Raw genomic sequence first — 25,088 nt, 5'->3', positions numbered from 1 at the left:
CACGGGGCCGCCCCGCCGAGGGGCGGCCCGCACCACAGGCCCTCACGCCCCCGCAGGCCCCCTCACGCCCTCAGAGGCTGTCGGGGACCGTCCTGCGCACGGGTACGGCGAACGCGGACAGCGGGGTGATGTCGTGCGCGTACTCCGTCCCGAGCGTCACCTCGACATACGCCTTGCGGTACGTGGTGGTGAACCGCGGTCCGGCGTCCTCACGCTGCTCCAGCAGCCAGTTGACGCCGTCCGCGTCGACGGCCTTCGCCTGGGAATCGTCCATCCTCGCGGGCCGCGGCACCCCGCAGCGCAGTACGATCGCCCCGTCCCCCCAGCCGGCGGTCAGTTCCGAATCCGGCGAGGGATCACTCCGCTCCAGACCGGCGACGGTCTCCGGCAGGGCCTCGTCCAGCTTCCCGCAGTACCCGGCCGCCTCCGGCGACGGCGTGGGAACCGGTACCGAGGGCTGTCCACCGCCGACGGAACAGCCCGCCACGGCCAGCACGAAGGCGGCGGTGGACGGGGCGAGAACACGGAATCGGGGGGACCGGCGGCGGGTGTGAGTCACCGGACCAGCGTAGACAGGGGTCAGAGGTGGACGACCGGGCAGGTCAGAGTGCGGGTGATGCCGTCCACCTGCTGGACCTTGGCGACCACCATCCGGCCGAGGGCGTCGACCGTGTCGGCCTGCGCGCGCACGATCACGTCGTAGGGGCCTGTGACGTCCTCTGCCTGGATCACTCCCGGGAGCTTGGCGATGGTCTCGGCGACGATCGACGCCTTGCCCACCTCGGTCTGGATGAGGATGTACGCCTGTACCACGGAACCTCCAGGGCGGCCACGAGGATCATGTGGGGGAAAGGGACGCCACGTTATCGCGTCGCCCCGCGCCGAGGGGAGACCTGTGGGCCGGATGACGCCCACAGCGTGGCGTACGCACCACAGAAGTTGACGTATGTCTTGACGGTACCGACAGCAGACGGGGCTCGCGACCGCAAGCCCACCGGAGCGGAAGGGGGACGGGATGCCTGAACGTCCCGGGGCCGGGGAGCCCCCGAGGCCGTCCGGCCGCGGACCGGACCTCCGGCCGCTGAAGCAGCCCGGACAGGTGTCCGGTGCGATAGATGAGAGGTGACACTCGGTGAAGGGAACCGTGGGCGAGTTGGGGGAGTTCGGGCTCATCAGAGAGCTCACGTCCCGGCTCACCACCACTCCGGCGGTACGACTGGGGCCCGGCGACGACGCCGCGGTCGTGGCCGCTCCCGACCGCAGGGTCGTGGCCAGTACGGACATCCTGCTCGAAGGACGGCACTTCCGGCGCGACTGGTCCACCGCGTACGACGTCGGCCGCAAGGCCGCCGCCCAGAACCTCGCCGACATCGCGGCCATGGGCGCCGTGCCCACCGCGCTGCTGCTGGGCCTGGTCGTACCGGCCGATCTGCCGGTCACCTGGGCCGCCGAGCTGATGGACGGGCTTCGCGACGAATGCCAGGTCGCGGGGGCGGCCGTGGTCGGCGGGGACGTGGTCGGCGGCGACACCATCACCGTCTCCATCACCGCCCTCGGGGACCTTCGCAACCACGAACCCGTCACCCGGTCCGGTGCCCGGCCCGGGGACGTCGTGGCCGTCACCGGCTGGCTCGGCTGGTCCGCCGCCGGGTTCGCCGTCCTCTCCCGCGGGTTCCGCTCGCCCCGGGCCTTCGTCGAGGCCCACCGGCGCCCCGAACCGCCTTACCACGCGGGTCCCGCGGCGGCCGGCCTGGGCGCCACGGCCATGACGGACGTCAGCGACGGACTCGTCGCCGACCTCGGGCACATCGCCGAGGCCAGCAAGGTCCGCATCGACCTGCGCTCCGGACTCATCGACATCCCCTCGCAGATGTCCGACATCGGGCAGGCCGTCGGGATCGACCCGCTGCAGTGGGTGCTCACCGGGGGAGAGGACCACGCGATCGTGGCCACCTTCCCGGCCGACGTGAAGCTCCCCGCCCGCTGGAAGGTCATCGGAGAGGTGGTCAACCCCTCGGCCCTGCCCCAGGTCACCGTCGACGGCGCGCCCTGGACGAGCAAGGGCGGCTGGGACCATTTCGGTTCCATCGAGGACGCCCAGTAGATTCCGGGGCATGACCTCACCTGCCGCGATACCGCCCCGTGTTCTCACCGTCGCCGGATCGGACTCCGGCGGCGGTGCGGGCATCCAGGCGGACCTGAAGACGATGCTCGCCCTCGGCACGCACGGGATGAGCGTGCTCACCGCGGTGACCGCACAGAACTCGCTGGGCGTCCAAGGCGCCTGGGAACTGCCCGTGGACGCCGTACGCGCCCAGTACCGCAGCGTCGTCGACGACATCGGCGTACAGGCCGTGAAGACCGGCATGCTCTCCTCGGCCGTCCTCGTCGACACCGTCGCGGAACTCCTGGCCGGGACCCGCGCGCCCGTCGTCGTCGACCCCGTGGGTGTCTCCAAGCACGGGGACCCGCTCCTGGCGGCCGAGGCACTCGGCTCCGTGCGGACCAAGCTGCTCCCCGTCGCCACCGTCGCCACCCCCAACCTCGACGAGGTGGCCCAGCTCACCGGCATCACCGTCACCGACGAGGCCGGAATGCGCAGGGCGGCGGCGGAGATGCTCTCCTTCGGGCCGAACTGGGTGGTGATCAAGGGAGGCCATCTGCCGGGTGAGGCGGTGGACCTGCTGACGGACGGCAGCGCGGAGCACTGGCTCCGCGCCCCCAGGCACGACAACCGGCACACCCACGGCACCGGCTGCACCCTCGCCTCGGCCATCGCCTGCGGGCTCGCCCACGGCCAGGACGTACCGACCGCCGTGCGGAGCGCCAAGGAGTACGTCACCGGCGCGATCCGCTCGGGCTTCGCGCTGGGCACCGGGATCGGCCCCGTCGACCACGGCTGGCTCACCCGCGGCTGATCCCCGCCGGAGCACAGCAAAAAGCCGGTCCACCGAGGTGGACCGGCTTTTTGGGCAACCGGAAGGCTGCGCTACGACGGGGACGTCAGCGCGCGACCTTGCCGGCCTTGATGCACGAGGTGCAGACGTTGAGCCGCTTCGGCGTCCGACCGACCACGGCACGCACGCGCTGGATGTTGGGGTTCCAGCGACGGGACGTACGGCGGTGCGAGTGCGAAATGTTGTTGCCGAAGCTCGGCCCCTTGCCGCAAACGTCGCAGTTGGCAGCCACGGGTCACTCCAAAGACTTCAGATGCACTTACAGTGAATTCCGGCACGCCGGAATCATTTTACTGAAGTGGCGGTACCGGAGGAATGTCCCGACTCTCGTCGGGCAACCGAAGCAGCATACAACGCCTGCTTCGGAGATACGAAACTACCACGGCTCCCGCAGCCCTCCGTACCGCCCTCCGTCCACGACGGCCCGCGCGCGAGGGCTACCCTGCGGTGCAGCCAGCCCCCCACGGCCGTCCCAAGGAGGACCAACGGTGCCGCAGCCCCCCGACGCCCTCGACGCCGTCGCGGTCCGCACCTGGTGCTCACTGGCCCTGGACGCGCTGGGGCGGGAACGCGCCGCCATCGACGCCATCAACGTCTACCCCGTCGCCGACGGGGACACCGGCACCAACCTGTACCTCACGGTCGAGTCGGCGGCCGCCGCCGTCGAAGCGGTCTTCGCCGCCCATGAGACGGGCTCCACCGTGCCCGCCCGAGCCGACGCGGTACGGGCCATGGCGCACGGAGCGCTGATCGGCGCCCGTGGGAACTCGGGCACCATCCTGGCCGAGCTGCTGCGGGGCATGGCGGCGGTGCTGGCCGAGGCCGGTGACGCCGACCACCTGCGCGCCGCGCTGACCAGGGCTGCGGCCGCGGCCCGGCTGGCCGTGGCACACCCGGTCGAGGGCACAGTCCTCACCGTCGCCTCCGCAGCGGCGGAGGCCGCCTCGGCGGACGGGGGGAGCGACAGCCTCAAGGACGTGCTCGACGCGGCGTACCAGGGTGCCCGTACCGCCCTGGCCGCCACTCCGGGCCAGCTGGCCGCCCTTGGCCGGGCCGGTGTCGTGGACGCCGGGGGACAGGGGCTGGTGACCGTGCTGGGCGCCCTGCTGGAAGCGGTCGGCGGCCGGGCGACGAGCAGGCCCGTCGGCCCCGCCCCCGAGGACCCGCCCCTGACCGGGGACTGCGCGGAGGCCGGCCCCGACGGCGGCCCCGCCTTCGAGGTCATCTATCTGCTGGAGGCCTCCGACGACGCGGTCGCACGCCTGCGGAGCAGGCTGGACGCCCTGGGGGACTCCCTCGTCGTGGTCGGGGGCGACGGCCTCTGGAACGTCCACGTCCATGTCGACGACGCCGGGGCCGCAGTCGAGGCGGGCGTCGAGGCCGGCCGGCCCTACCGGATCCGCATCACCCACTTCGCCGCCGACCGGGGCGCCACCCACGGCGACCCCGTCCAGCGCGCGGTCGTCGCGGTGGTGCCCGGCGACGGCCTCTCCGGCCTGTGTGCCGAGGCCGGGGCGACCACCGTGCTGGCACGCCCCGGGGAACCGCCCGCGAGCGGAGAGCTGGTCGACGCCATCCGCCGGGCGAACGCCCACGAGGTGGTCCTGCTCCCCAACGACGCCCAACTGCGCCACGCCGCGGCCGCCGCCGCGGAGCAGGCCAGGACGGAGGGCATCCGCGTCGCCCTCGTACCGACCCGGGCCGCCGTCCAGGGCATCGCCGCCCTCGCCGTCCACGAACCCGGCCGCAGCTTCGACGAGGACGTCGTCGCGATGACCTCGGCCGCCGGGGCGACCCGCTACGCCGAACTCGCCGTCGCCGAGCGTCAGTCGTGGACCATGGCGGGCATCTGCCAGGCGGGCGACGTCCTCGGCCTCATCGACGGGGACGTCGCCGTCATCGGGGAGGACTACTCCGGAACGGCCCGCACCGTGCTCGACCGGATGCTGTCGGCCGGCGGCGAACTCGTCACCCTCGTCCTCGGCGAGGACGTGCCCGACACCCTGGCCGACGAGCTCGGCGCGTACGTCCGCGAGGGGTATCTCGCGGTCGACACGGTCGTCTACCGGGGCGGGCACCAGGCCGCGCCCCTGCTGATCGGGGTCGAGTGAACGCCGGTGACACGTCCGCCGGGAAGGTGCCCGACGGCATCTGTCGGTGCCGTGGTGTGCAATGGACCGCGTGTCCGCTTTCGATGAACCCCTGAAGAAGCTGCTCGGCGGAGCCACCGCCAAGGTGATGGCCGAACACCTCGACCTCCACACGGTCGGTGATCTGCTGCACCACTACCCGCGGCGCTACGAGGAGCGGGGCCGGCTGACGGCGCTCACCGAGCTCCCCCTCGACGAGCACGTGACGGTCGTCGCCCAGGTCGCCGACGCCCGGATCATGATGTTCAACAACGGCCGGGGCAAGCGGCTCGAGGTCACCCTCACCGACGGCAGCGGACGGCTCCAGCTGGTCTTCTTCGGGCACGGCGTGCACAAGCCCCACAAGGAACTGCTCCCCGGGCGGCGCGCGATGTTCGCGGGCAAGGTCTCCGTGTTCAACCGGAAGACGCAGCTCGCCCACCCCACCTACCAGCTGCTCGACGCGCGGGACGAGGACGACCCGGCCGAGGTGACCGAGGCCGTCGACGCCTTCGCGGGGCAGCTGCTGCCGATCTACCCCGCCTGCAAGCAACTCGACTCCTGGCGGATCGCCAAGGCCGTCGACACCGTCCTGCCGAGCGCCGGCGAGGCGGTCGATCCGCTGCCCGCCGCCCTGCGCGAGGGACGGGGATTCATCCCGCTCCCCGAGGCGCTGCTGCGGATCCACCGGCCGCAGACCAAGGCGGACATCGCCGCGGCGCGGGACCGGCTGCGCTGGGACGAGGCCTTCGTGCTCCAGGTCGCGCTGGCCCGCCGCCGCTACGCCGACACCCAACTCCCCGCCGTCGCGCGGCGGTCCGTACCCGGCGGGCTGCTCGACTCCTTCGACGCCACGCTCCCGTTCACCCTCACCGAGGGCCAGCAGAAGGTCACCGGCGAGATCTTCGGCGCCCTGGCGACCGAACACCCCATGCACCGCCTGCTCCAGGGCGAGGTCGGCTCGGGCAAGACCCTGGTCGCCCTGCGGGCGATGCTCAGGGTCGTCGACGCGGGCGGCCAGGCGGCGATGCTCGCGCCCACCGAGGTCCTCGCCCAGCAGCACCACCGCTCGATCACGGAGATGATGGGCGAGCTGGCGCAGGGCGGGATGCTCGGCGGCTCCGACCAGGGCACCAAGGTCGTCCTGCTCACCGGCTCCATGGGCGCGGCCGCCCGCAGGCAGGCACTGCTCGACCTGGTGACGGGCGAGGCCGGGATCGTCATCGGCACCCACGCGCTGATCGAGGACAAGGTCAAGTTCCACGACCTCGGCCTCGTCGTCGTCGACGAACAGCACCGCTTCGGGGTGGAACAGCGCGACGCGCTGCGCTCCAAGGGGAAACAGCCGCCCCACCTGCTCGTCATGACCGCCACGCCCATCCCCCGCACGGTCGCGATGACCGTCTTCGGGGACCTGGAGACCTCCGTACTCGACCAGCTCCCCGCCGGCCGTTCGCCCATCGCCAGCCACGTCGTCCCGGCCAAGGACAAGCCCCACTTCCTCAGCCGCGCCTGGGAGCGGGTCCGCGAGGAGGTGGAGAACGGCCACCAGGCCTATGTCGTGTGCCCCCGCATCGGTGACGACGCCGACGAGGCCGCCGAGAAGAAGGCCAAGGGCGGCAAGAAGCAGGCACCCCCCGAGGAGGAGGCCGAGAAGCGCCCGCCGCTCGCCGTGCTGGACATCGCGGAGCAGCTCGCCAAGGGCCCGCTCGCCGGTCTCCGCGTCGAGGTGCTCCACGGCAGGATGCCCCCCGAGGAGAAGGACGAGGTGATGCGCCGGTTCTCCGCCGGCCGGGCCGACGTCCTCGTCGCCACCACCGTCATCGAGGTCGGGGTGAACGTCCCCAACGCCACCGCCATGGTGATCATGGACGCGGACCGGTTCGGGGTGTCCCAGTTGCACCAGCTCAGGGGCCGCGTCGGACGAGGCAGCGCCCCCGGGCTCTGCCTCCTGGTCAGCGAGGCCCACGAGGCGAGCCCCGCCCGGGCCAGGCTCTCCGCCGTCGCCGCCACCCTCGACGGCTTCGAGCTCTCCCGCATCGACCTCGAACAGCGCCGCGAGGGCGATGTCCTCGGACAGGCGCAGTCCGGTGTCCGCTCCTCACTGCGGGTGCTCAGCGTCATCGACGACGAGGAGGTCATCGCAGCCGCCCGGGAGGAGGCCGTCCGCGTCGTCGCCGACGACCCAGGACTCGAGCGGCTGCCCGAGCTGCGCACCGCGCTCGACGCCCTGCTCGACAAGGAGCGTGAGGAGTACCTCGACAAGGGGTGACCAGGCGGATCCCCGGCGACGCCATATCGTGGGAAGCACGGCGCACGTCCCGTCCTGTGCGCCGCCCGCGACCCGAGGAACCGACACCCATGACCCGCGTGATCGCCGGCTCGGCCGGCGGACGCCGCCTGGCCGTCCCGCCCGGCACCGGCACCCGCCCCACCTCCGACCGTGCCCGTGAGGGCCTGTTCTCCACCTGGCAGGCGCTCCTGGGCACGCTCGACGGCATCCGCGTCGCCGATCTGTACGCGGGTTCCGGCGCCGTGGGTCTGGAGGCGCTCTCCCGGGGAGCCGCCCACGCCCTGCTCGTCGAGGCCGAGGCCAAGGCCGCGCGCACCGTCCGCGACAACATCCGCACGCTCGGCCTGCCCGGCGCGGAGTTCCGGGCGGGCAGGGCCGAGCAGATCGTGACGGGACCGGCGCCCTCCGACCCGTACGACGTGGTGTTCCTCGACCCGCCGTACGCCGTCACGGACGACGAACTGCGCGAGATCCTGCTCACACTCCGTGCTCAGGGGTGGCTCACGGAGGATGCGCTCGTCACGGTGGAACGGAGCACCAGGGGCGGGGAATTCACCTGGCCCGGCGGATTCGAACCACAGCGGGCGCGCCGTTACGGCGAAGCCACGTTTTGGTACGGTCGCGCCGCCTCTACGTGCGAAGACGCACGATGACCGCACCGGAGAGCGAGGGAACCACGTTGCGCCGCGCCGTCTGCCCGGGGTCGTTCGACCCCATCACCAACGGGCATCTCGACATCATCGGACGAGCCTCGAAGCTGTACGACGTCGTCCATGTCGCCGTGATGATCAACCAGTCCAAGAAGGGGCTGTTCACCGTCGACGAGCGGATCGAGCTGATCCGCGAGGTGACGGCGGACTTCGGCAACGTCGAGGTCGAGTCCTTCCACGGCCTGCTGGTCGACTTCTGCAAGCAGCGCGACATCCCGGCGATCGTGAAGGGCCTGCGGGCCGTCAGCGACTTCGACTACGAGCTGCAGATGGCCCAGATGAACAACGGCCTCTCCGGAGTCGAGACCCTCTTCGTCCCGACCAACCCGACCTACAGCTTCCTGTCCTCCTCCCTGGTCAAGGAGGTCGCCACCTGGGGCGGCGACGTGGCACACCTGCTTCCGCCCGTGGTCCACACGGCGCTCGTGGAGCGTCTCGGCCGCCGGTGAGGCCCTGACCTACCGTCACCAGGTGTCGGTGGGGAGGCGACTGGCCGTACAGTCGTCCCCGTCCGTCTCCAACAGCAGCAGAGAGTGGCGAGCACACGGTGGACGTGCAGAAGAAGCTCGACGAGATCGTCGAAACGGTCGGGAACGCCCGCTCCATGCCCATGTCGGCGTCCTGCGTGGTCAACCGGGCCGAACTGCTCGCGATGCTCGAGGAGGTGCGCGAGGCGCTCCCCGGCTCGCTCGCCCACGCCGAGGAGCTCCTCGGCGGCCGTGAGCAGCTCGTCGAGCAGGCGAGGCAGGAGGCGGAGCGGATCATCGAGTCCGCCCACGCGGAGCGCGGCTCGCTGGTCTCCGGCACCGAGATCGCCCAGCGCTCCCAGGCGGAGGCGGACCGCATCCTCTCCGAGGCCCGCCGGGAGGCCGACGAGGTACGCGCCGAGGCGGACGAGTACGTCGACAGCAAGCTGGCCAACTTCGAGGTCGTCCTCACCAAGACCATCGGTTCCGTCGACCGCGGCCGGGAGAAGCTCCTGGGCCGCGGCGAAGGCCTCGACGAGACGGGTCACGAGGACCCCGACTTCACCGAGGCACCGGAGCGCAGCGCCGACCCCGAGATACTGCGCCGGCGCGCCGACGACTACGTCGACACCAAGCTCGGCGCCTTCGAGGCGGTGCTCGCCAAGACCCTGGAGGCCGTCGGCCGGGGCCGTCAGAAGCTGCACGGCAGGGTCGCCACCGACGACCTCGGGGCGCACATGGCGGCCCAGGACGCCGTCGACGGCCGGCACCACACCAGTGACGAGGACCACTGGGCGGGACTGGCCGAGCTCGCCACCCCCGAGCCGCCGCAGCCCTCCTACGCGGAGTCGGCGCAGCCCGGCTACGCGCCGGCGGCCGCCTACCAGGACCCCGCGCAGGGCTTCCCGGTCCAGGCGCAGCAGGAGCCCTCGTACGCCCAGGGCTACGGCTACCAGGACCCGCAGCAGCCCCAGGACGGCTACGGCTACCAGCAGCCCGACCCGTACGCCGGGTACCAGCAGCAGGCGTACGACCCGAACCAGCAGCAGGAGTACGGCTGGCCCCAGCAGGCCCAGGTCCCGGCACAGCAGGGCGAGGGAGCTCTCGACGAGACCAGCCTCTTCGACACCAGCATGATCGACCTGGAGCAGCTGCGCCGCTACGAACAGGGGCGCTGACCGGAGGGCCCGGACCGGATTGGGAGCTGGGCGGTACGTCCAGTATCCTGGCTCTTCGGTCGCGCGTATGTCCGCGATCCCGGCTGCCCTCTTCTCTCGGGACCATGTCCACGGGTGCGGGGCGGCCCTCCCGAAGCCACATCACGCACATGATCTTTCGAAAGCAGGAAAAGCCCTGAACGGCCACCTCGACCACCGCAACCCCCTCGTGTTCGATACGCGCGAGCTGGGTCGGCGTCCTGGTGCCATGAAGCGGCTGACCCGCACGGCGGACGCACCGAAGGACCTCGGCATCGACGGGGTCATCGGTGTTCCGGAGAACGCGCCCCTGGCGCTGGACCTCCGCCTCGAATCGGTCATGGAAGGGGTGCTCGTCACAGGCACCGCCCGTGCGACGGCCGAGGGGGAGTGCGTAAGGTGTCTGGAGCCGCTGACCCTCGAGGTCGAAGCGGACTTCCAGGAAATGTTCTCGTACCCTGACGCCGATGACCGGAACCGCAGCAGGACCGCGGACCCGGTCGACGACGCCGAGGACGACGAGGACAGGTTCTTTCTCGAGGACGACTCGTTCGACCTCGAGCCTGTGCTGCGTGACGCGGTGGTGCTCGCACTGCCGCTGCAGCCGGTGTGCAAGGAGACCTGTGCCGGTCTGTGTTCCGAATGCGGAATCAGGCTGGACGAGAATCCGGATCACCACCACGATGCCGTCGACATCCGTTGGGCGGCACTGCAAGGACTCGCCGAGACCGTTCAGGACGGCGAGAAGGACAACATGGGCGGCGCCGAACCGGGCGTCGACGAGAAGCAGGAGAAGTAGCCGTGGCTGTTCCGAAGCGGAAGATGTCGCGCAGCAACACGCGCCACCGCCGGTCGCAGTGGAAGGCTGCGGTCCCCACCCTGGTTTCGTGCGAGCGTTGCCAGGAGCCGAAGCTCCAGCACATTGCGTGCCCGAGCTGCGGCACCTACAACAAGCGCCAGGTCCTCGAGGTCTGAGCGGCTGGTGAGAGGCCCGATGTCTGAGTTGTCCAGCGCCAAGAAGCAGGCAGACAACATCAACACAGCCTCGTCCCACACGCTTCTGGAAGGGCGGCTCGGGTATCACCTCGAGTCCGCCCTTCTGGTGCGTGCGCTGACCCACCGTTCGTACGCGTACGAGAACGGCGGTCTGCCCACCAACGAGCGGCTCGAATTCCTCGGGGATTCGGTGCTCGGCCTGGTGGTCACGGACACGCTGTACCGCACCCACCCCGACCTGCCCGAAGGCCAGCTGGCCAAGTTGCGGGCCGCGGTGGTCAACTCGCGTGCGCTTGCCGAGGTGGGCCGCGGCCTGGAACTCGGCTCCTTCATCCGGCTCGGCCGCGGTGAAGAGGGAACGGGCGGCCGGGACAAGGCTTCCATCCTCGCCGACACCCTTGAAGCGGTGATCGGCGCCGTCTATCTCGATCAGGGCCTCGACGCGGCCTCGGAGCTGGTCCACCGGCTCTTCGACCCGCTCATCGACAGGTCCTCCAACCTCGGTGCCGGCCTGGACTGGAAGACCAGCCTCCAGGAGCTCACCGCGAGCGAGAGCCTCGGGGTTCCCGAGTACCTCGTCACGGAGACCGGCCCCGACCACGAGAAGACCTTTACTGCTGCTGCTCGCGTCGGTGGTGTCTCGTACGGCACCGGCACCGGTCGTAGCAAGAAGGAAGCGGAGCAGCAGGCGGCCGAGTCCGCCTGGCGCGAGATCAGCGCCGCCGCGGAGGCACGGGAGGCAGCGGCCAAGGCCGCAGCCGACGGAGGGGTCGCCGACACCTCCTCCGGCCCGTCGCCGCGCTCGGACGCCGCTCCGGCCTGAACCATCCGGGAACCCCTCGGTGCCTCACGCACCGAGGGGTTTTCGCTGTCCTGTCACGCCGCCCCGTCCTTTCACCTCCCGAGGAGTGCCCGCCGTGCCCGAACTGCCCGAGGTCGAAGTCGTGCGGCGGGGGCTGGAACGCTGGACGTCGGGACGTACGGTCAAGGCGACCGAGGTCCTGCACCCGCGCGCCGTACGCCGTCATCCCGGAGGTGGGGCGGACTTCGCGGCCCGTCTGGTCGGCCTGCGCTTCGGTACGGCGATGCGTCGCGGCAAGTACCTCTGGATCCCGCTCGACGAGGCGGACTCCTCGCTCCTCGGCCACCTCGGGATGAGCGGCCAGCTCCTCGTGCAGCCCGAGGACGCCCCCGACGAGAAGCACCTGCGGATCCGGATCCGCTTCGACGACGGGCTCGGCACCGAGCTGCGCTTCGTGGACCAGCGCACCTTCGGCGGGCTGTCGCTCCACACGAACACCCCCGACGGCCTGCCCGACGTCATCGCGCACATCGCACGAGACCCGCTCGACCCGGCCTTCGACGACGCCGCCTTCCACACGGCGCTGCGACTGCGGCGTACGACGGTCAAGCGCGCCCTGCTCGACCAGTCGCTGATCAGCGGGGTGGGCAACATCTACGCCGACGAGGCACTCTGGCGCAGCCGGCTGCACTACGAGCGCCCCACCGCCACCCTGACCCGCCCCAGGACCACCGAGCTGCTCGGCCACGTACGGGACGTCATGCGGGAGGCCCTCGACCAGGGCGGGACCAGCTTCGACAGCCTGTACGTCAACGTGAACGGCGAATCCGGCTACTTCGACCGGTCGCTGGACGCCTACGGACGCGAGGACGAACCCTGCCGCCGCTGCGGTACGCCCATGCGCAGGCGGCCGTGGATGAACCGGTCGAGCTACTTCTGCCCACGCTGTCAGCGTCCGCCCCGGGCCTCCTGAGGCAGAGGTGGGGCACTCACCCGTGGTGAGCGCCCCACCAGGCCCGATACGTGTCCCGTCAGCGGGTCACGACGGCTACCTCACTCGCGTCGGAGGTGGTCCCGTCCTCGCGGAGGACCGATACGCGGTAGTAGACCGTGCTGGCGGGAGGCAATGCCGGGTCCACCCAGCCCCAGGTGGTGCCGGCGCCGATCGGCTCCGTGTGCACGAGATCGAACGTCCGTGTCAGCGGGTTCCAGCGGTGGATCGCGAAGCCGGTCACCTCGCTCAGACTCTCGGTACTGGAGAGCGCCCAGGACAGCCAGCCGTTCTGGTCGGCGCCCAGGTAGGCGACCGGAGCGCCAGGGGCGGCCGGGACGGTCGGGCGAAGGTCCAGTTCGGTGACGCCGACCGCGGTGGCGCCGGTGGCGGGGGTCAGCTGGTTCCCGTACTGGTCGACGGCCACGACGATGTAGCAGACCTGCTGTCCGTCGGCGGGCACGTGGTCGTGGAACGCCGTCCCCTCGACCTTCCACGGCCGGAAGTCGGCGGGGTGGAGGACCGGGCTGTACGTCCACTGCCCGTCGGTGAGTACGCCGCGCAGGACGAGGTAGTGGGCGAGGCCGGGATCGCCGCTCGCGTCCCAGGAGAGGCTGACGCCGTTGGCCTTCGGTACGGCCTTCACGCCGGTGACGGCGGCGGGCGCCGTGGTGTTTCCGGCGACGGCGACCGACAGGGGCACGGAGGGCGTGCCGCCGTTGCCCTCGTGGTCCAGGGCGACGACCTGGTACGAGTAGGTGGCGCCGGCCGGCGGGGCGGGATCCGTGAAGCTCGTGCCCTTGATCCCCTTGCCGACCTCGGAACGCTGGGAGTTGGCGGTGCCGGGGCGGCTGGTCCGGAAGACGGAGTAGCCCGCGAAATCGGGGCTGGTCCCTTCGGAGGCGTCCCAGGTCAGGGTGACACCGGCCTCGCTCTCCGAGGCCCGTGCGCCGAGCGCGGTGTCGACCGGACCGGTCAGGTCGTCGCTGTAGTACATCGCGGCGCCTGAGGCGGCCGACTCGTTGCCGCTCGTGTCGACGGCGGTGACCACGTAGTAGTAGACGTCACCTGTCTGAGGCAGTGGGCCGGTGTAGCCGCCGCCCGACGAGGCGAGCCGGTTGGCGGGAGTGAGGGCGACAGGGGTGGACGTCGAGCGGTACACCCGGTACTCGGCGAAGTCCGGCTCGCTGTTGCCGTCCCAGTAGAGCGTGATCTTCGTCGGGGAGCCCATGGCCCAGTTGTCCTCGACGCCCTTCGGAGCGGCGGGGGCCGTGCGGTCGGTCGTGGTGATACCGAGGTCGGCGGTGCCCGAGGATGCGTTGCCCGCCTTGTCGTAGGCGCGCACCTCGTAGTAGTAGACGTTGCCGTCCTTCGGCGCGGTCGTGTCCGTGTACGACGTCGAGGTGGTGGTGGCGAGGGGAGCCGAGGGGTAGGCGGAGCCCTTCAGGCGCCGGTACACGCGGTACCCGGCGAGGTCCATCTCCTTGTTCTTCGCCCAGCTGACCTTCGTGGAGGTGGTGGCGGGGCTGTAGGTGACGGTGGTCCCGGTGGGAACGAGCGGCTTGACCTTGTCGACGGTGGCCGTCGTCCGGGGCGCGTAGGCGAACCTGACATTCGCGGCCCCGGTCCAGTTCACGAAGTCGATGCGCAGACTGTGCGTGCCGGAGGGGATGGTGACATAGGTGGTCCTGGAGACAGTGTCGGCGACGTTCTTCCACAGGTCGACCTTGCGGACCCCGTCGACGTAGACGCGGATCCCGTCACGCGAGGACGCGGTGAACGTGAAGGGCCCGCCCGAGCCGAAGTCGCGGGTCGTGGCCCAGCGGACACCGAAGTCGTTGGAGGGCATCCCCTTGTACCCGGGTGCGCCGGTGCCCCAGTCCTGGTCGATCACCGAGTCGCAGTCGGTGCCCTTGGGCGTCCCGGTGAACGTGGTGTTCGCGTAGAACGTCCGCTTGAAGACGGGCGGCGCGCAGGTCACGGCTGCGGAGGAGGGGGAGGCCGTCGCGAGCAGGCTGCCCGCCGCGGCGAGCACGACGGCGGCGGCCGTGGCCACCGTGGTGCCTCTGGGTCGGTTCATGCGTTCCTTCGGTTCTGGTCGTCTGCGTCACGAGGTGACTGCCGACGATCAAGACTCCTGTGAGGGCCGCATGGTTGTAGGTCCGGATGCCGGGACGGTTTCGAGGGGCGACGGAACGGAGCCGCAGCTGCCGGCCCGAGGGCGGGCGGGGGGCGGAATCCAGCCGGACGGTCGGCTACGGCCCTTGTGGTCGCAGTCGGCAAGTCACGTGACGGGCGCAAGCGCCACATCCTGACCGACACCGAGGGCTTGCCGGCTCACGCCGCCTCAACCGCGACCATGAACGCCGCCCCGACCACCACGCCCAGATGGTCTGGTGGGCGGCCGTGATCAGGCTGTCCCGGCGCCTGGCCGCAGACGCTCCCCGCTGGCCGGAGAAGCGTCCCGGCCGACCGATCCGGGCTCAGGCATGAACCGTCCGCCCTTCGCCCGCACCAGCCCATGAGAAGTCCCCGGCTCGGACTACTTCCGTGTACGGCGGCCACGTTGTGAACACCAGCTGCGGGTCACGTCGATAGAGAGAATTCGCCCTGTCCGCCCGTCATTTTGACCTCCACCGTGTTCGGGATGTCCTTGACCCAGTACGTACACGTGAACGACTTGCCGTCCTCGGCCACGAGATAGACAGGGCAGCTCACCCGATCAGTCTGTGGGCTGATTCTGGCCTTCACCGCCTGCTCCACCGCCACAGGGTCCAACACCACTGGGTCTGCGGGGGTGTCGGTGTCAAAGTTCATCACCTTGGTTGTCACGATCACCGTGCAGACGGCAACCACCACCGAGGAAGCCGCCATGATGCGCCGCGCAAACGTCCGTTGATCAGTCACCGGACAGTCCTACCGGGCCCTGTCCGGACTGGCAAGGGCCCTCCTGCATCTATCGGCGCCTCGACAGGGCCACATGGATCGGTCCGGACGCCTCGGCGACCTCTCGGACGCGTCCGGCACGCCACCGGATGCGCCCAGGCCACCGCTGACGGTCAGCCATTTACCTATGCAGTTGCGGAGGTGGATGCCGGGTGGATGCCGGGCCTTCGCCAGTGCCGGCCCCTGGTAGGCGCCGGCGACCCACACCGGTTGCAGCAGTCGGCCCGGCTGCTGCATGAACGTATCCAGCAGTACGGGGGCGGCTTCATGGATCGCTGACCTGCGGAAGGCTCAGAAGCCGAAGTCCTGGGTCCACCAGGGCCCGCCGGAGCCGAGGTGCACGCCGACGCCCATGGTCTTGTAGTCGCAGTTGAGAATGTTTGCGCGGTGGCCGTCGCTGCCCATCCAGGCGTCCATGACGGCCTGTGCGTCGGCCTGGCCGCGGGCGATGTTCTCCCCGCCGAGGCCGTCCACGCCCGCGGCGGCGGCGCGGTCCCAGGGGGTCGCGCCGTCCGGGTCGGTGTGGCCGAAGAAGTCGCGGGCGGCCATGTCCTCGCTGAAGTCCTGGGCGAGGGCGGTGAGGGCGGAGCTGGTCGTGACCGGGCTGCAGCCGACCTTCGCGCGCTCCTGGTTGACCAGGGACAGCACGGTGGCCTGGGCGGAGGCGGCCGACGGGCTCGGAGCGGCGCTGGGCCTGCTGCTCGGGGAGGCCGTGGAGGGCTTCGGGGATGCGGACTTGGTCGCGGGGGCCGACGTGGCGGTCTTCTTCGGCTGGGCCACGGGTGCCTTGGTCCGCGCGGGAGCCTTGGTGCGCTCCGGCGATCTCGTCGCTTTCTTCGAGGCGGTGGCGGAGGGCTTCGTAGCCGTGGCGGACGCCTTGGCGCCGGTCGACTTCGACGGGCTCTTCGAGGCGGAAGGAGACTGTGAGGGAGCGGCGGAACGGTCCGCACCCCGGCTGGCCTGGGCCGATGCCGAGGCAGACGTACGGTCGGTCGGTTCGGCGGACGTGCCGCCCTGGGTCAGTAGATCGGGAGCACCGCCCGCGTGCACCTGGTCGGAGACGCCGTTGCCGCTGACGCTGTAGCCGTCACCGCCCGGCAGCAGCCCGGAGGCGACGGCGACCGCGCCCACCGCCACGGCCGCGGACACTCCGAGGAGTCCGGCGCGCACGGGTATACCCGCTCGCTTCCTCCGGCGGGCGCCGTGGCGGTGCCCGTCCGTGGTGTGCGCCGCGTCCTGCTCAGCGGCGGGGGCCGCGCCTGCGCGTCGATGCCGTCCCATGCGCTGTGCCTTCCTCGTGCTCCGGGCGCCGTCTCCGACGTCACCGCATTCAAGATCAAGCTCACCCGTTCGAGTGAGGCTATTGCGAGGGGACCTTACGCCATCCCGGATTGGGGGCGAGGTGCTTCTTGGGCAATTCGACGGTTAGCGTTCGGGCATGAACGAAGATGCACGACTCGTCGTATGGGTACGCGGCCGAGTACAGCAAGTAGGGTTCCGCTGGTTCACCAGGGCAAATGCTTTGGAGATCGGAAACCTCACCGGCTTCGCGCTCAATCTCGACGACGGCCGGGTGCAGGTGGTGGCCGAAGGACCACGTGAGAATTGCCACCGTCTGCTCACCTGGCTCGGCTCCGACGACACACCCGGCCGCGTGGACGGGGTCACTGAGATCTGGGACACGCCTCGTGGCGGATATGAGGGATTCGCGATCCGCTGACGCCGACGGGAGAAGAAGATCGGATTCACCCGGTGCGCGAACGGCGGCGGGGAAGTGACCGGGAGTAGTCGCTGAGGCCCCGCACCCGAAATGACCTGCGAAGGAAGCCGGCATCCGGACATGGTTGCCAAGAAGCGCGCGCCGTGTCAGGCTGCGGCATTGACGAAGATCTCCACGCCCTTCGGGACCCGCAGGAGAGCCGCACCGCGAGATCAGCGGGCCGCGCGCCCCCGGGACACCCGACCCGCTGGCGTGTGATCGTGTTGACCGTCAAACTTTTTGGTGAGACGCTGAAAACCCCGCGCACCCTAGCTGTTCGGCAGGGCTGGTGACAGCAGAACAGCAGTGAAGAAACAACACTGCCGAACACCGCGGGTGCGATTCCCTCACGACCACGACCCATACCTCAACGGTCGGTCACTCAGTGTGGAGGACCATCCATCATGGCAAAGGCGCTTCTCGGTTACGTCGGCGGTACCGACCCGCGACTCCTCGCCGAGATGCGACGGCTTCAGAAGCGCGTCCAGGACCTGGAATCCGAGCTCGTACGGATCCAGGACGAGAACGACGCCCTCAACGCCGCCGCCCAGCACCAGGAGTCGCTGCTCGACAGCATCGACATCGACGTACCCCAGGCGGAGCCCGCGCTGACCTGACCCCCTGGCCCTGCCGGGGCCGGTCGGGCCGCTAACAGCCAGCCGCTCGGGATCTCAACCCAGAAGTCTTCGTCACGGATCGTCGTTCCGGACCACCGGGGACCGCGCGTGAACCCCGTCCGTTCGCGATCCGTCACGCAGGACTGTGCTCGGACGACCGCACGTGAACGCTGTGCGGGTCGTACACAGGGACGCTTCGGCGTCCCTTTTTTCTTTCCCCCGGGATCGTCCCCGCCCCGACGCTCTTCGCTTACCGTCTGATGTGCCCTGCACCTTCATCAGCGAAACCGAGAGTGAAAGGTAGAGTCCGGCGGCGTGCACCTCAAGGCCCTGACCCTCCGCGGTTTCAAATCGTTCGCCTCCGCCACGACCCTGCGGTTCGAACCGGGTATCACCTGCGTCGTCGGCCCCAACGGGTCCGGCAAATCCAATGTGGTGGACGCGCTCTCCTGGGTCATGGGGGAACAAGGGGCCAAATCCCTGCGCGGCGGCAAGATGGAGGACGTGATCTTCGCCGGGACCACGGGGAGACCTCCTCTGGGCCGCGCGGAAGTATCACTGACGATCGACAATTCCGATGGCGCGCTCCCCATCGAGTACGCCGAAGTCACCATCACCCGGATCATGTTCCGCAACGGCGGCAGCGAATACCAGATCAACGGGGACACCTGCCGGCTGCTCGACATCCAGGAACTCCTCTCGGATTCCGGCATCGGCCGCGAGATGCACGTCATCGTCGGCCAGGGCCGGCTGGACTCCGTCCTGCACGCCGACCCGACGGGGCGCCGCGCCTTCATCGAAGAAGCGGCGGGAGTGCTCAAGCACCGCAAGCGCAAGGAGAAGGCGCTGCGGAAGCTGGAGGCGATGGGCGCCAATCTCGCACGCGTCCAGGACCTGACCGACGAACTGCGGCGCCAGCTCAAGCCGCTCGGCCGGCAGGCCGCCGTGGCCCGCCGCGCCGCCGTCATCCAGGCCGACCTCAGGGACGCCCGGCTCAGGCTCCTGGCCGACGATCTGGTCGGACTGCGCGAGGCGCTGCGCGGTGAGATCGCCGACGAGGCCGCGCTCAAGCGACGCCGGGAGGCGGCGGAGGCCGAGCTCAAGGCGGCGCTGGTCAGGGAGGCGGACCTGGAGGACGAGGTGCGCCGTCTGGCTCCCCGACTGCAGCGGGCCCAGCAGACCTGGTACGAACTCTCCCAGCTCGCCGAGCGCGTCCGCGGCACCGTCTCGCTCGCCGACGCGCGGGTCAAGAGCGCCACCTCCGCGCCGGAGGAGGAACGCCGCGGCCGGGACCCGGAGGACATGGAACGTGAGGCGGCCAGGATCCGCGAGCAGGAGGCGGAGTTGGAGGCGGCACTCGAAGCGGCGGAGCACGCGCTGGAGGACACCACCGCGCACCGGACCGAACTGGAAAGGGAGTTGGCGGCCGAGGAACGCAGGCTCCGCGACGCCGCCCGCGCCATCGCCGACCGGCGTGAAGGGCTCGCCCGGCTCACCGGACAGGTCAACGCGGCCCGCAGCCGGGCGGGTTCGGCCCAGGCCGAGATCGACCGGCTGGCCGCCTCCCGGGACGAGGCCCTGGAGCGGGCGACCGCCGCACAGGAGGAGTACGAGCAGCTCAAGGCCGAGGTCGAGGGGCTGGACGCAGGCGACGCCGAGCTGGCCGGACAGCACGAGGACGCCAAGCGGGAACTCGCCGCGGCGGAGACCGAGCTGACCGCTGCGCGTGAGGCACTCACCTCGGCCGAGCGCAGCCGGGCGGCGGTCTCTGCCCGGCACGAGGCACTGTCGCTGGGCCTGCGGCGGAAGGACGGCACGGGAGTGCTGCTCGCCGCCGGCGACCAACTGCCCGGCCTGCTGGGCCCTGCCGCGGAGCTGCTCATCGTGGCCCCGGGGCACGAGGTCGCGGTGGCTGCCGCACTGGGCGCCGCCGCCGACGCCGTCGCGGTGACCGACCTGGTCACGGCGGCCGAGGCGATCCGAATGCTCCGCAAGCAGGACGCGGGCCGCGCGGCCCTGCTGCCGGGTGGACCCGGGGGCGCGCAGGTGCCGGCCCAGGGCACGGAACGGCTCCAGGAACTCCCGGCCGGCCATGGACCCGGCCAGGCTGCGGCGGTGGAGGACGGGAACCCGGCCGTCGCCGTGTCCGGGGCGGGAACCGCTTCGGTTCCCGCGGGGCCCGGGCCTGAGCGCGGCGCCGTCGCGCCCGCGGGCCGGCCCGACCCGTCCCCCGGCCGCTCCGCCGCCGGGGAACAGCCCGCTCCGGCCGTCGCCGGCCTGCTGAACGGCCCCGCCGAACTCATGACGGCCGTGCGGCGGCTGGTTCGGGACATGGTGGTCGTCGACACCCTGGAGGACGCCGAGGAACTCGTCGCCGCCCACCCCGGGCTGACCGCGGTCACCGCCGAGGGAGATGTCCTGGGCGCGCACTTCGCGCACGGTGGATCCGCCGGGGCGCCCAGCCTGCTGGAGGTGCAGGCGTCCGTCGACGAGGCGGCCGCCGAGCTGGCCGAGCTCGCCGTGCGCTGCGAGGAGCTCGCCTCGGCCCAGCGCACGGCTGCGGCCCGGCGCTCGGAGGGGGCCGCTCGTGTGGAGGAACTGGGGGAGCGGCGCAGAGCGGCCGAGCGGGAGAAGTCCGGCGTGGCGCAGCAGCTCGGGCGGCTGGCGGGTCAGGCTCGCGGTGCGGCCGGGGAGGCGGAGCGTACGACCGCCTCAGCCGCGCGGGCGCAGGAGGCGCTGGAGCGGGCGACCGAGGAGGCGGAGGAGCTGGCGGAGCGTCTGCTCGTCGCCGAGGAGACCCCGGTGGAGGAGGAGCCCGACACCTCCGTACGCGACCGGCTCGCCGCCGACGGTGCCAACGCGCGCCAGACCGAGATGGAGGCGCGCCTCCAGGCCCGTACCCATGAGGAGCGGGTCAAGGCGCTGGCCGGACGGGCCGACGCCCTCGACCGGGGAGCCCGCGCCGAACGCGAGGCTCGCGCCCGCGCCGAGCAGCGCCGGGCCAGGCTGCGTCACGAGGCGACGGTCGCCACCGCCGTGGCCTCGGGCGCCAGGCAGCTGCTCTCCCACGTGGAGGTGTCGGTCGTACGTGCAGAGGAGGAACGGTCCAGGGCCGAGGCGGCGAAGGCCGAGCGTGAGCGTGACCTGGCCGCCGAGCGCGGTCGCGGCCGGGATCTCAAGAGCGAGCTGGACCGTCTGACCGACTCGGTCCACCGGGGCGAGGTACTCGGGGCGGAGAAGCGGCTGCGCATAGAGCAGGTGGAGGCCAAGGCCCTGGAGGAGTTCGGCGTCGAGCCGGCCGGTCTCGCCGAGGAGTACGGGCCCGACCAGCCGGTGCCGCCCTCGCCCGCCGCCGAGGGCGAGGAACTTCCGGAGGATCCCGAGCACCCCAGGAACCAGCCGAAGCCCTTCGTCAGGGCCGAGCAGGAGAAGAGGCTGAAGGCGGCCGAACGGGCGTATCAGCAACTCGGGAAGGTGAATCCTCTGGCTCTCGAGGAGTTCTCGGCGCTGGAGGAGCGGCACAAGTTCCTCTCCGAGCAGCTCGAGGACCTCAAGCGGACGAGGGCCGATCTGATGCAGGTGATCAAGGAGGTCGACGAGCGTGTGGAGCAGGTGTTCACGGAGGCCTTCCGCGACACCGCGCGCGAGTTCGAGGGCGTCTTCTCCCGTCTCTTCCCGGGGGGTGAGGGCCGCCTGATCCTCACGGACCCGGACAACATGCTGACGACCGGTCTCGACGTCGAGGCGAGACCGCCGGGCAAGAAGGTCAAGCGCCTCTCGTTGCTGTCCGGGGGCGAGCGATCCCTTACGGCCGTTGCCCTCCTGGTCTCCATCTTCAAGGCCAGGCCCAGCCCGTTCTACGTCATGGACGAGGTGGAGGCGGCGCTCGACGACACCAATCTGCAGCGTCTGATCCGGATCATGGAGGAGCTCCAGGAGAGCTCGCAGCTCATCGTGATCACGCACCAGAAGCGGACGATGGAGGTCGCCGACGCGCTGTACGGGGTCTCCATGCAGGGGGACGGAGTCTCCAAGGTGATCAGTCAGCGTCTTCGCTGAGATCCAGGGCATACGGACTGACAGGCCATCAGGCCTGCTTTGCCAAATCTTCAACACTTCAACGTAGGTTTTGGGTGTTTCTGGGTGATTGTGAAGTCTTCAGGGCGTCTTCGTGGCTCTTGACTTCGAAACTTGAACGCATAACCTCAGCAATGTTGTTTTTACCTTCAAGTGGTGGTCGACCGGATGTTGTGCGCCACTGGGAGGGCTCACCCCCCACGCCTGACGTTGCGGCCAGGCATCAGGAGTTCATGTGACCAGCAGAGCGCGCGGACCGGAGTCCGGAGCCCGGGAGGCCCACCCGGACCATCTCGGCCATGTCATCTTCATCACCGCCGCCGCGGCGATGGGCGGCTTCCTCTTCGGCTACGACAGCTCCGTGATCAACGGTGCCGTCGAGGCCATCCGCGACCGCTACGACATCGGGTCGGGGACACTCGCACAGGTGATCGCCATCGCGCTGATCGGCTGTGCCATCGGTGCGGCGACAGCGGGACGGATCGCCGACCGGATCGGCCGTATCCGCTGCATGCAGATCGCCGCGGTGCTCTTCACCATCAGCGCCGTCGGATCCGCGCTGCCGTTCGCCCTCTGGGATCTCGCCATGTGGCGGATCATCGGCGGTTTCGCGATCGGTATGGCCTCGGTCATCGGCCCGGCCTACATCGCCGAGGTCTCCCCGCCCGCCTATCGCGGACGTCTCGGCTCCTTCCAGCAGGCCGCGATCGTGGTGGGTATCGCCATCTCGCAGCTGGTCAACTACGGCATCCTGCAGATCGCCGACGGTGACCAGCGCGGTGAGATCGCCGGATTCGAGGCCTGGCAGTGGATGCTCGGCGTGATGGTCGTGCCGGCCATCCTCTACGGGCTGCTCTCCTTCGCGATCCCCGAGTCGCCCCGCTTCCTGATCTCCGTCGGGAAGAGGGAGCGCGCCCGGGAGATCCTCGAGGAGGTCGAGGGCAAGAACGTCGATCTCGACGCCCGCGTCGATGAGATCGAGACGGCCATGCGCCGTGAGCACAAGTCGAAGTTCAGCGATCTGCTCGGCAGCCGTTTCGGCTTCCTGCCCATCGTCTGGGTCGGTATCGGCCTGTCGGTCTTCCAGCAGCTCGTCGGTATCAACGTCGCCTTCTACTACTCGGCGACGCTGTGGCAGTCCGTCGGTATCGACCCGACCGACTCGTTCTTCTACTCGTTCACCACCTCGATCATCAACATCATCGGCACCGTGATCGCCATGATCCTGGTGGACCGGGTGGGCCGCCGGCCGCTCGCACTCGTCGGGTCCGCCGGTATGGCCGTCGCCCTGGCGTTCGAGGCCTGGGCCTTCTCCGCGGACCTGGTCGACGGAAAGCTGCCGACCACGCAGGGCACCGTCGCGCTCGTCGCGGCCCATGTCTTCGTGCTCTTCTTCGCCCTGTCGTGGGGTGTCGTCGTCTGGGTCTTCCTCGGCGAGATGTTCCCGAACAGGATCCGCGCCGCGGCGCTCGGTGTCGCCGCCTCCGCACAGTGGATCGCCAACTGGGCGATCACCGCGAGCTTCCCCAGCCTCTCCGACTGGAACCTCTCGGGTACCTACATCATCTACACCTGCTTCGCCGTGCTCTCCATCCCCTTCGTGCTCAAGTACGTGAAGGAGACCAAGGGCAAGGCGCTGGAGGAGATGGGCTAATCCCCGCTGCCCCTCTCCTCGACCCGCTGCCCCGGTCCGGCCCGTGCCGTACCGGGGCAGCGTCATGTGTACGGCGCTCCTCCACGCACCGCGAGGGCGTCACGGCCGCTGCCCGGCCCCGCCCGCCGTGCCGGCAGGGCGCGGCAGCGCGGCGTAGAGCCCGCCGGAGACGAGGATCGTCACGGCCCAGCCCAGCCCGTCACGGCCGGCCCAGGTGGAGGCGAGCGGCCCGGTGAACCACTCGACCTCCGTGAGGAGCAGTCCCACCACCAGCCCGGCGCCCCAGGCGCCCATGGCCTGCCCGCTGAACCCGCCGGTGTACCAGTAGCCGCCGCCCGGACCGGTGTCCATCAGGGCGACGGTGTCGTACGTGCGCCCGCGCAGCAGGTCCACCCCGAACACCCCGATCCAGGCCGAGAAGGTGACGCCCAGCAGGGTCAGGAAGGAGAGGAAGGTCCCGATGAAGCTCTCCGCCACGACCATGAGCAGCCCGCCGAGCAGCAGGCTGATCGCCGCGTTCACCCCCACGGCCCAGGCGCGGGGCAGCGCGAGGCCGAGCGTCTGCGCGGTGAAGCCGGCGGAGTAGAGCGACATCGAGTTGATCAGCATCATGCCCACGACGGCCGTCAGCAGGTAGGGCACGGCGATCCACCGCGGGAGCAGCTCGCCGATGAACGACACGGGGTCCTTGGTGGAGGCCAGGCCCGGGGCGCCCACGGCCATCACCGCACCCATCATCACCAGGGGGAGCACGACGACCAGCGCCCCGCCCACTGCGGCCCCGGCCATGGCCACGGCGGAGGAGGACCGCGGCAGGTAGCGGGTGAAGTCCGGCGCGGACGGGGCCCAGCTGATGCCGCCCGCGGCGAGCGTCCCGATCCCCGCGGTCACCAGCGCGGTCTCTCCCGGAGGCCGGGCCACGACGGATGCCCAGGGGGACGTGGCGATCAGATGGGCCAGCACGAGCAGGCTCGCCGCACCGAAGAGGCAGGTCGAGACCCTGGAACACACCCTCAAGGCCCGGATCCCCAGCCCGGAGACGAGGAACGCGGCGCCGACGAACGCGGTCAGGGTCACCAGGGCCGCCTGCGAGGACCTCCGTGTCCCCAGCGTCAGGTCGAGCACCGCGAGCAGCGCGTACGAGCCCGTGACCGCGTTGATGCTCTCCCAGCCCCAGCGGGACACCCAGACAAGGGCGCCGGGGAAGAGGTTCCCGCGCTGCCCGAAGACCGCCCGTGACAGTGCCATACCAGGCGCGCCACCACGCTTCCCGGCGACCGACATCAGGCCGACGAGCCCGAAGGACAGGACGGGAGCGACGGTGCCCACGATCAGGACCTGCCAGAAGTTGAGGCCGTCGAAGACGGTGAGACCGGCTCCCACGGTGAGCAGGAGGACCGTCATGTTGGCCGCCGCCCAGGTGGCGATCAGGGAGCGGACCCGGCCGGTGCGCTCTTCGTCTGGGACGGGATCCAGGCCGCGGTTCTCCACGGT

At 70.6% G+C, this 25,088-nt stretch carries 22 protein-coding genes; 15 read left to right on the top strand and 7 right to left on the bottom strand.

Features of this window, described 5'->3' with window-relative positions:
- Nucleotides 1–70: 70 nt before the first annotated feature.
- Nucleotides 71–559 carry a DUF3515 domain-containing protein gene (locus ACGFNN_RS09025; protein WP_362554712.1) on the bottom strand — a complete coding sequence of 163 codons (489 nt, stop codon included), beginning with the start codon at nucleotides 557–559 and terminating at the stop codon, nucleotides 71–73.
- 20 nt (nucleotides 560–579) lie between these two features.
- A complete protein-coding gene (locus ACGFNN_RS09020) occupies nucleotides 580–813 on the bottom strand; it encodes an Lrp/AsnC family transcriptional regulator (protein WP_056791028.1) in 234 nt (77 codons plus the stop codon).
- A 319-nt stretch (nucleotides 814–1,132) separates the two neighbouring features.
- Here ACGFNN_RS09020 and ACGFNN_RS09015 point away from each other — a divergent pair, with 319 nt between their 5' ends.
- Together ACGFNN_RS09015 and thiD are read left to right on the top strand one after the other, a co-directional pair.
- Nucleotides 1,133–2,104, top strand: a complete 972-nt coding sequence (locus tag ACGFNN_RS09015) for a thiamine-phosphate kinase (RefSeq protein WP_393554220.1) — start codon at nucleotides 1,133–1,135, stop codon at nucleotides 2,102–2,104.
- Between the two features lie 10 nt (nucleotides 2,105–2,114).
- A complete protein-coding gene (gene thiD, locus ACGFNN_RS09010) occupies nucleotides 2,115–2,918 on the top strand; it encodes a bifunctional hydroxymethylpyrimidine kinase/phosphomethylpyrimidine kinase (protein WP_393554218.1) in 804 nt (267 codons plus the stop codon).
- Between the two features lie 85 nt (nucleotides 2,919–3,003).
- Here the strand turns inward: thiD and rpmB are convergent, their stop codons facing one another.
- A complete protein-coding gene (rpmB, locus tag ACGFNN_RS09005) occupies nucleotides 3,004–3,189 on the bottom strand; it encodes a 50S ribosomal protein L28 (protein ID WP_026171429.1) in 186 nt (61 codons plus the stop codon).
- A 256-nt stretch (nucleotides 3,190–3,445) separates the two neighbouring features.
- On the opposite strand from rpmB, the gene ACGFNN_RS09000 reads away from it, so the two are divergent.
- From ACGFNN_RS09000 to mutM, 9 genes are all read left to right on the top strand, one after another.
- Nucleotides 3,446–5,068 (top strand): DAK2 domain-containing protein, encoded by a 1,623-nt coding sequence (locus tag ACGFNN_RS09000; RefSeq protein ID WP_393554216.1) that lies wholly within the window; start codon nucleotides 3,446–3,448, stop codon nucleotides 5,066–5,068.
- A gap of 61 nt (nucleotides 5,069–5,129) precedes the next feature.
- Nucleotides 5,130–7,358, top strand: a complete 2,229-nt coding sequence (gene recG / locus ACGFNN_RS08995; RefSeq protein ID WP_393554214.1) for an ATP-dependent DNA helicase RecG — start codon at nucleotides 5,130–5,132, stop codon at nucleotides 7,356–7,358.
- Nucleotides 7,359–7,447: 89 nt separating this feature from the next.
- Complete coding sequence (rsmD, locus tag ACGFNN_RS08990; protein ID WP_393554212.1) at nucleotides 7,448–8,032, top strand: 16S rRNA (guanine(966)-N(2))-methyltransferase RsmD; 585 nt, start codon at nucleotides 7,448–7,450, stop codon at nucleotides 8,030–8,032.
- Nucleotides 8,033–8,058: 26 nt separating this feature from the next.
- Nucleotides 8,059–8,538 (top strand): pantetheine-phosphate adenylyltransferase, encoded by a 480-nt coding sequence (gene coaD, locus ACGFNN_RS08985; protein ID WP_362554750.1) that lies wholly within the window; start codon nucleotides 8,059–8,061, stop codon nucleotides 8,536–8,538.
- 98 nt (nucleotides 8,539–8,636) lie between these two features.
- On the top strand, nucleotides 8,637–9,734 hold the full coding sequence (locus ACGFNN_RS08980; RefSeq protein ID WP_393554210.1) for a cell division initiation protein: 1,098 nt from the start codon (nucleotides 8,637–8,639) through the stop codon (nucleotides 9,732–9,734).
- Between the two features lie 208 nt (nucleotides 9,735–9,942).
- The gene (locus ACGFNN_RS08975; protein ID WP_362554727.1) at nucleotides 9,943–10,551 is read left to right on the top strand and encodes a DUF177 domain-containing protein; all 609 of its coding nucleotides are present in this window, start codon (nucleotides 9,943–9,945) and stop codon (nucleotides 10,549–10,551) included.
- 2 nt (nucleotides 10,552–10,553) lie between these two features.
- Nucleotides 10,554–10,727, top strand: coding sequence for a 50S ribosomal protein L32 (gene rpmF, locus ACGFNN_RS08970; protein ID WP_003965982.1), 174 nt, complete (start codon nucleotides 10,554–10,556; stop codon nucleotides 10,725–10,727).
- 19 nt (nucleotides 10,728–10,746) lie between these two features.
- Nucleotides 10,747–11,571, top strand: coding sequence for a ribonuclease III (gene rnc, locus ACGFNN_RS08965; RefSeq protein ID WP_362554729.1), 825 nt, complete (start codon nucleotides 10,747–10,749; stop codon nucleotides 11,569–11,571).
- 94 nt (nucleotides 11,572–11,665) lie between these two features.
- Nucleotides 11,666–12,523, top strand: coding sequence for a bifunctional DNA-formamidopyrimidine glycosylase/DNA-(apurinic or apyrimidinic site) lyase (gene mutM, locus ACGFNN_RS08960; RefSeq protein ID WP_393554207.1), 858 nt, complete (start codon nucleotides 11,666–11,668; stop codon nucleotides 12,521–12,523).
- 58 nt (nucleotides 12,524–12,581) lie between these two features.
- Here the strand turns inward: mutM and ACGFNN_RS08955 are convergent, their stop codons facing one another.
- From ACGFNN_RS08955 to ACGFNN_RS08945, 3 genes are all read right to left on the bottom strand, one after another.
- Entirely contained in the window at nucleotides 12,582–14,621 is a 2,040-nt protein-coding gene (locus ACGFNN_RS08955) for a fibronectin type III domain-containing protein (protein WP_393554205.1), read from the bottom strand.
- Nucleotides 14,622–15,127: 506 nt separating this feature from the next.
- On the bottom strand, nucleotides 15,128–15,448 hold the full coding sequence (locus ACGFNN_RS08950) for a DUF4333 domain-containing protein (protein WP_393554203.1): 321 nt from the start codon (nucleotides 15,446–15,448) through the stop codon (nucleotides 15,128–15,130).
- Nucleotides 15,449–15,778: 330 nt separating this feature from the next.
- A complete protein-coding gene (locus ACGFNN_RS08945) occupies nucleotides 15,779–16,768 on the bottom strand; it encodes a CAP domain-containing protein (RefSeq protein WP_393554201.1) in 990 nt (329 codons plus the stop codon).
- A 157-nt stretch (nucleotides 16,769–16,925) separates the two neighbouring features.
- Here ACGFNN_RS08945 and ACGFNN_RS08940 point away from each other — a divergent pair, with 157 nt between their 5' ends.
- The 4 genes from ACGFNN_RS08940 (at nucleotide 16,926) to ACGFNN_RS08925 (ending at nucleotide 23,594) form a co-directional block, all read left to right on the top strand.
- Nucleotides 16,926–17,207: an acylphosphatase gene (locus ACGFNN_RS08940; protein ID WP_362554738.1), complete on the top strand. Its 282-nt coding sequence runs from the start codon at nucleotides 16,926–16,928 to the stop codon at nucleotides 17,205–17,207.
- Between the two features lie 443 nt (nucleotides 17,208–17,650).
- Entirely contained in the window at nucleotides 17,651–17,863 is a 213-nt protein-coding gene (locus ACGFNN_RS08935; RefSeq protein WP_362554740.1) for a hypothetical protein, read from the top strand.
- A gap of 315 nt (nucleotides 17,864–18,178) precedes the next feature.
- Nucleotides 18,179–21,922 carry an AAA family ATPase gene (locus tag ACGFNN_RS08930; RefSeq protein WP_393554199.1) on the top strand — a complete coding sequence of 1,248 codons (3,744 nt, stop codon included), beginning with the start codon at nucleotides 18,179–18,181 and terminating at the stop codon, nucleotides 21,920–21,922.
- Between the two features lie 253 nt (nucleotides 21,923–22,175).
- The gene (locus ACGFNN_RS08925; protein WP_393554197.1) at nucleotides 22,176–23,594 is read left to right on the top strand and encodes a sugar porter family MFS transporter; all 1,419 of its coding nucleotides are present in this window, start codon (nucleotides 22,176–22,178) and stop codon (nucleotides 23,592–23,594) included.
- 99 nt (nucleotides 23,595–23,693) lie between these two features.
- Here the strand turns inward: ACGFNN_RS08925 and ACGFNN_RS08920 are convergent, their stop codons facing one another.
- Nucleotides 23,694–25,085 carry a purine-cytosine permease family protein gene (locus ACGFNN_RS08920; protein ID WP_393554195.1) on the bottom strand — a complete coding sequence of 464 codons (1,392 nt, stop codon included), beginning with the start codon at nucleotides 25,083–25,085 and terminating at the stop codon, nucleotides 23,694–23,696.
- Nucleotides 25,086–25,088 lie beyond the last annotated feature (3 nt).

The organism is Streptomyces sp. NPDC048590 (assembly GCF_043199535.1).
Lineage (GTDB): Bacteria > Actinomycetota > Actinomycetes > Streptomycetales > Streptomycetaceae > Streptomyces.
The sequence above is the reverse complement of the archived record's forward strand: the minus strand, read 5'-3'. Positions and strand labels throughout refer to the sequence as shown.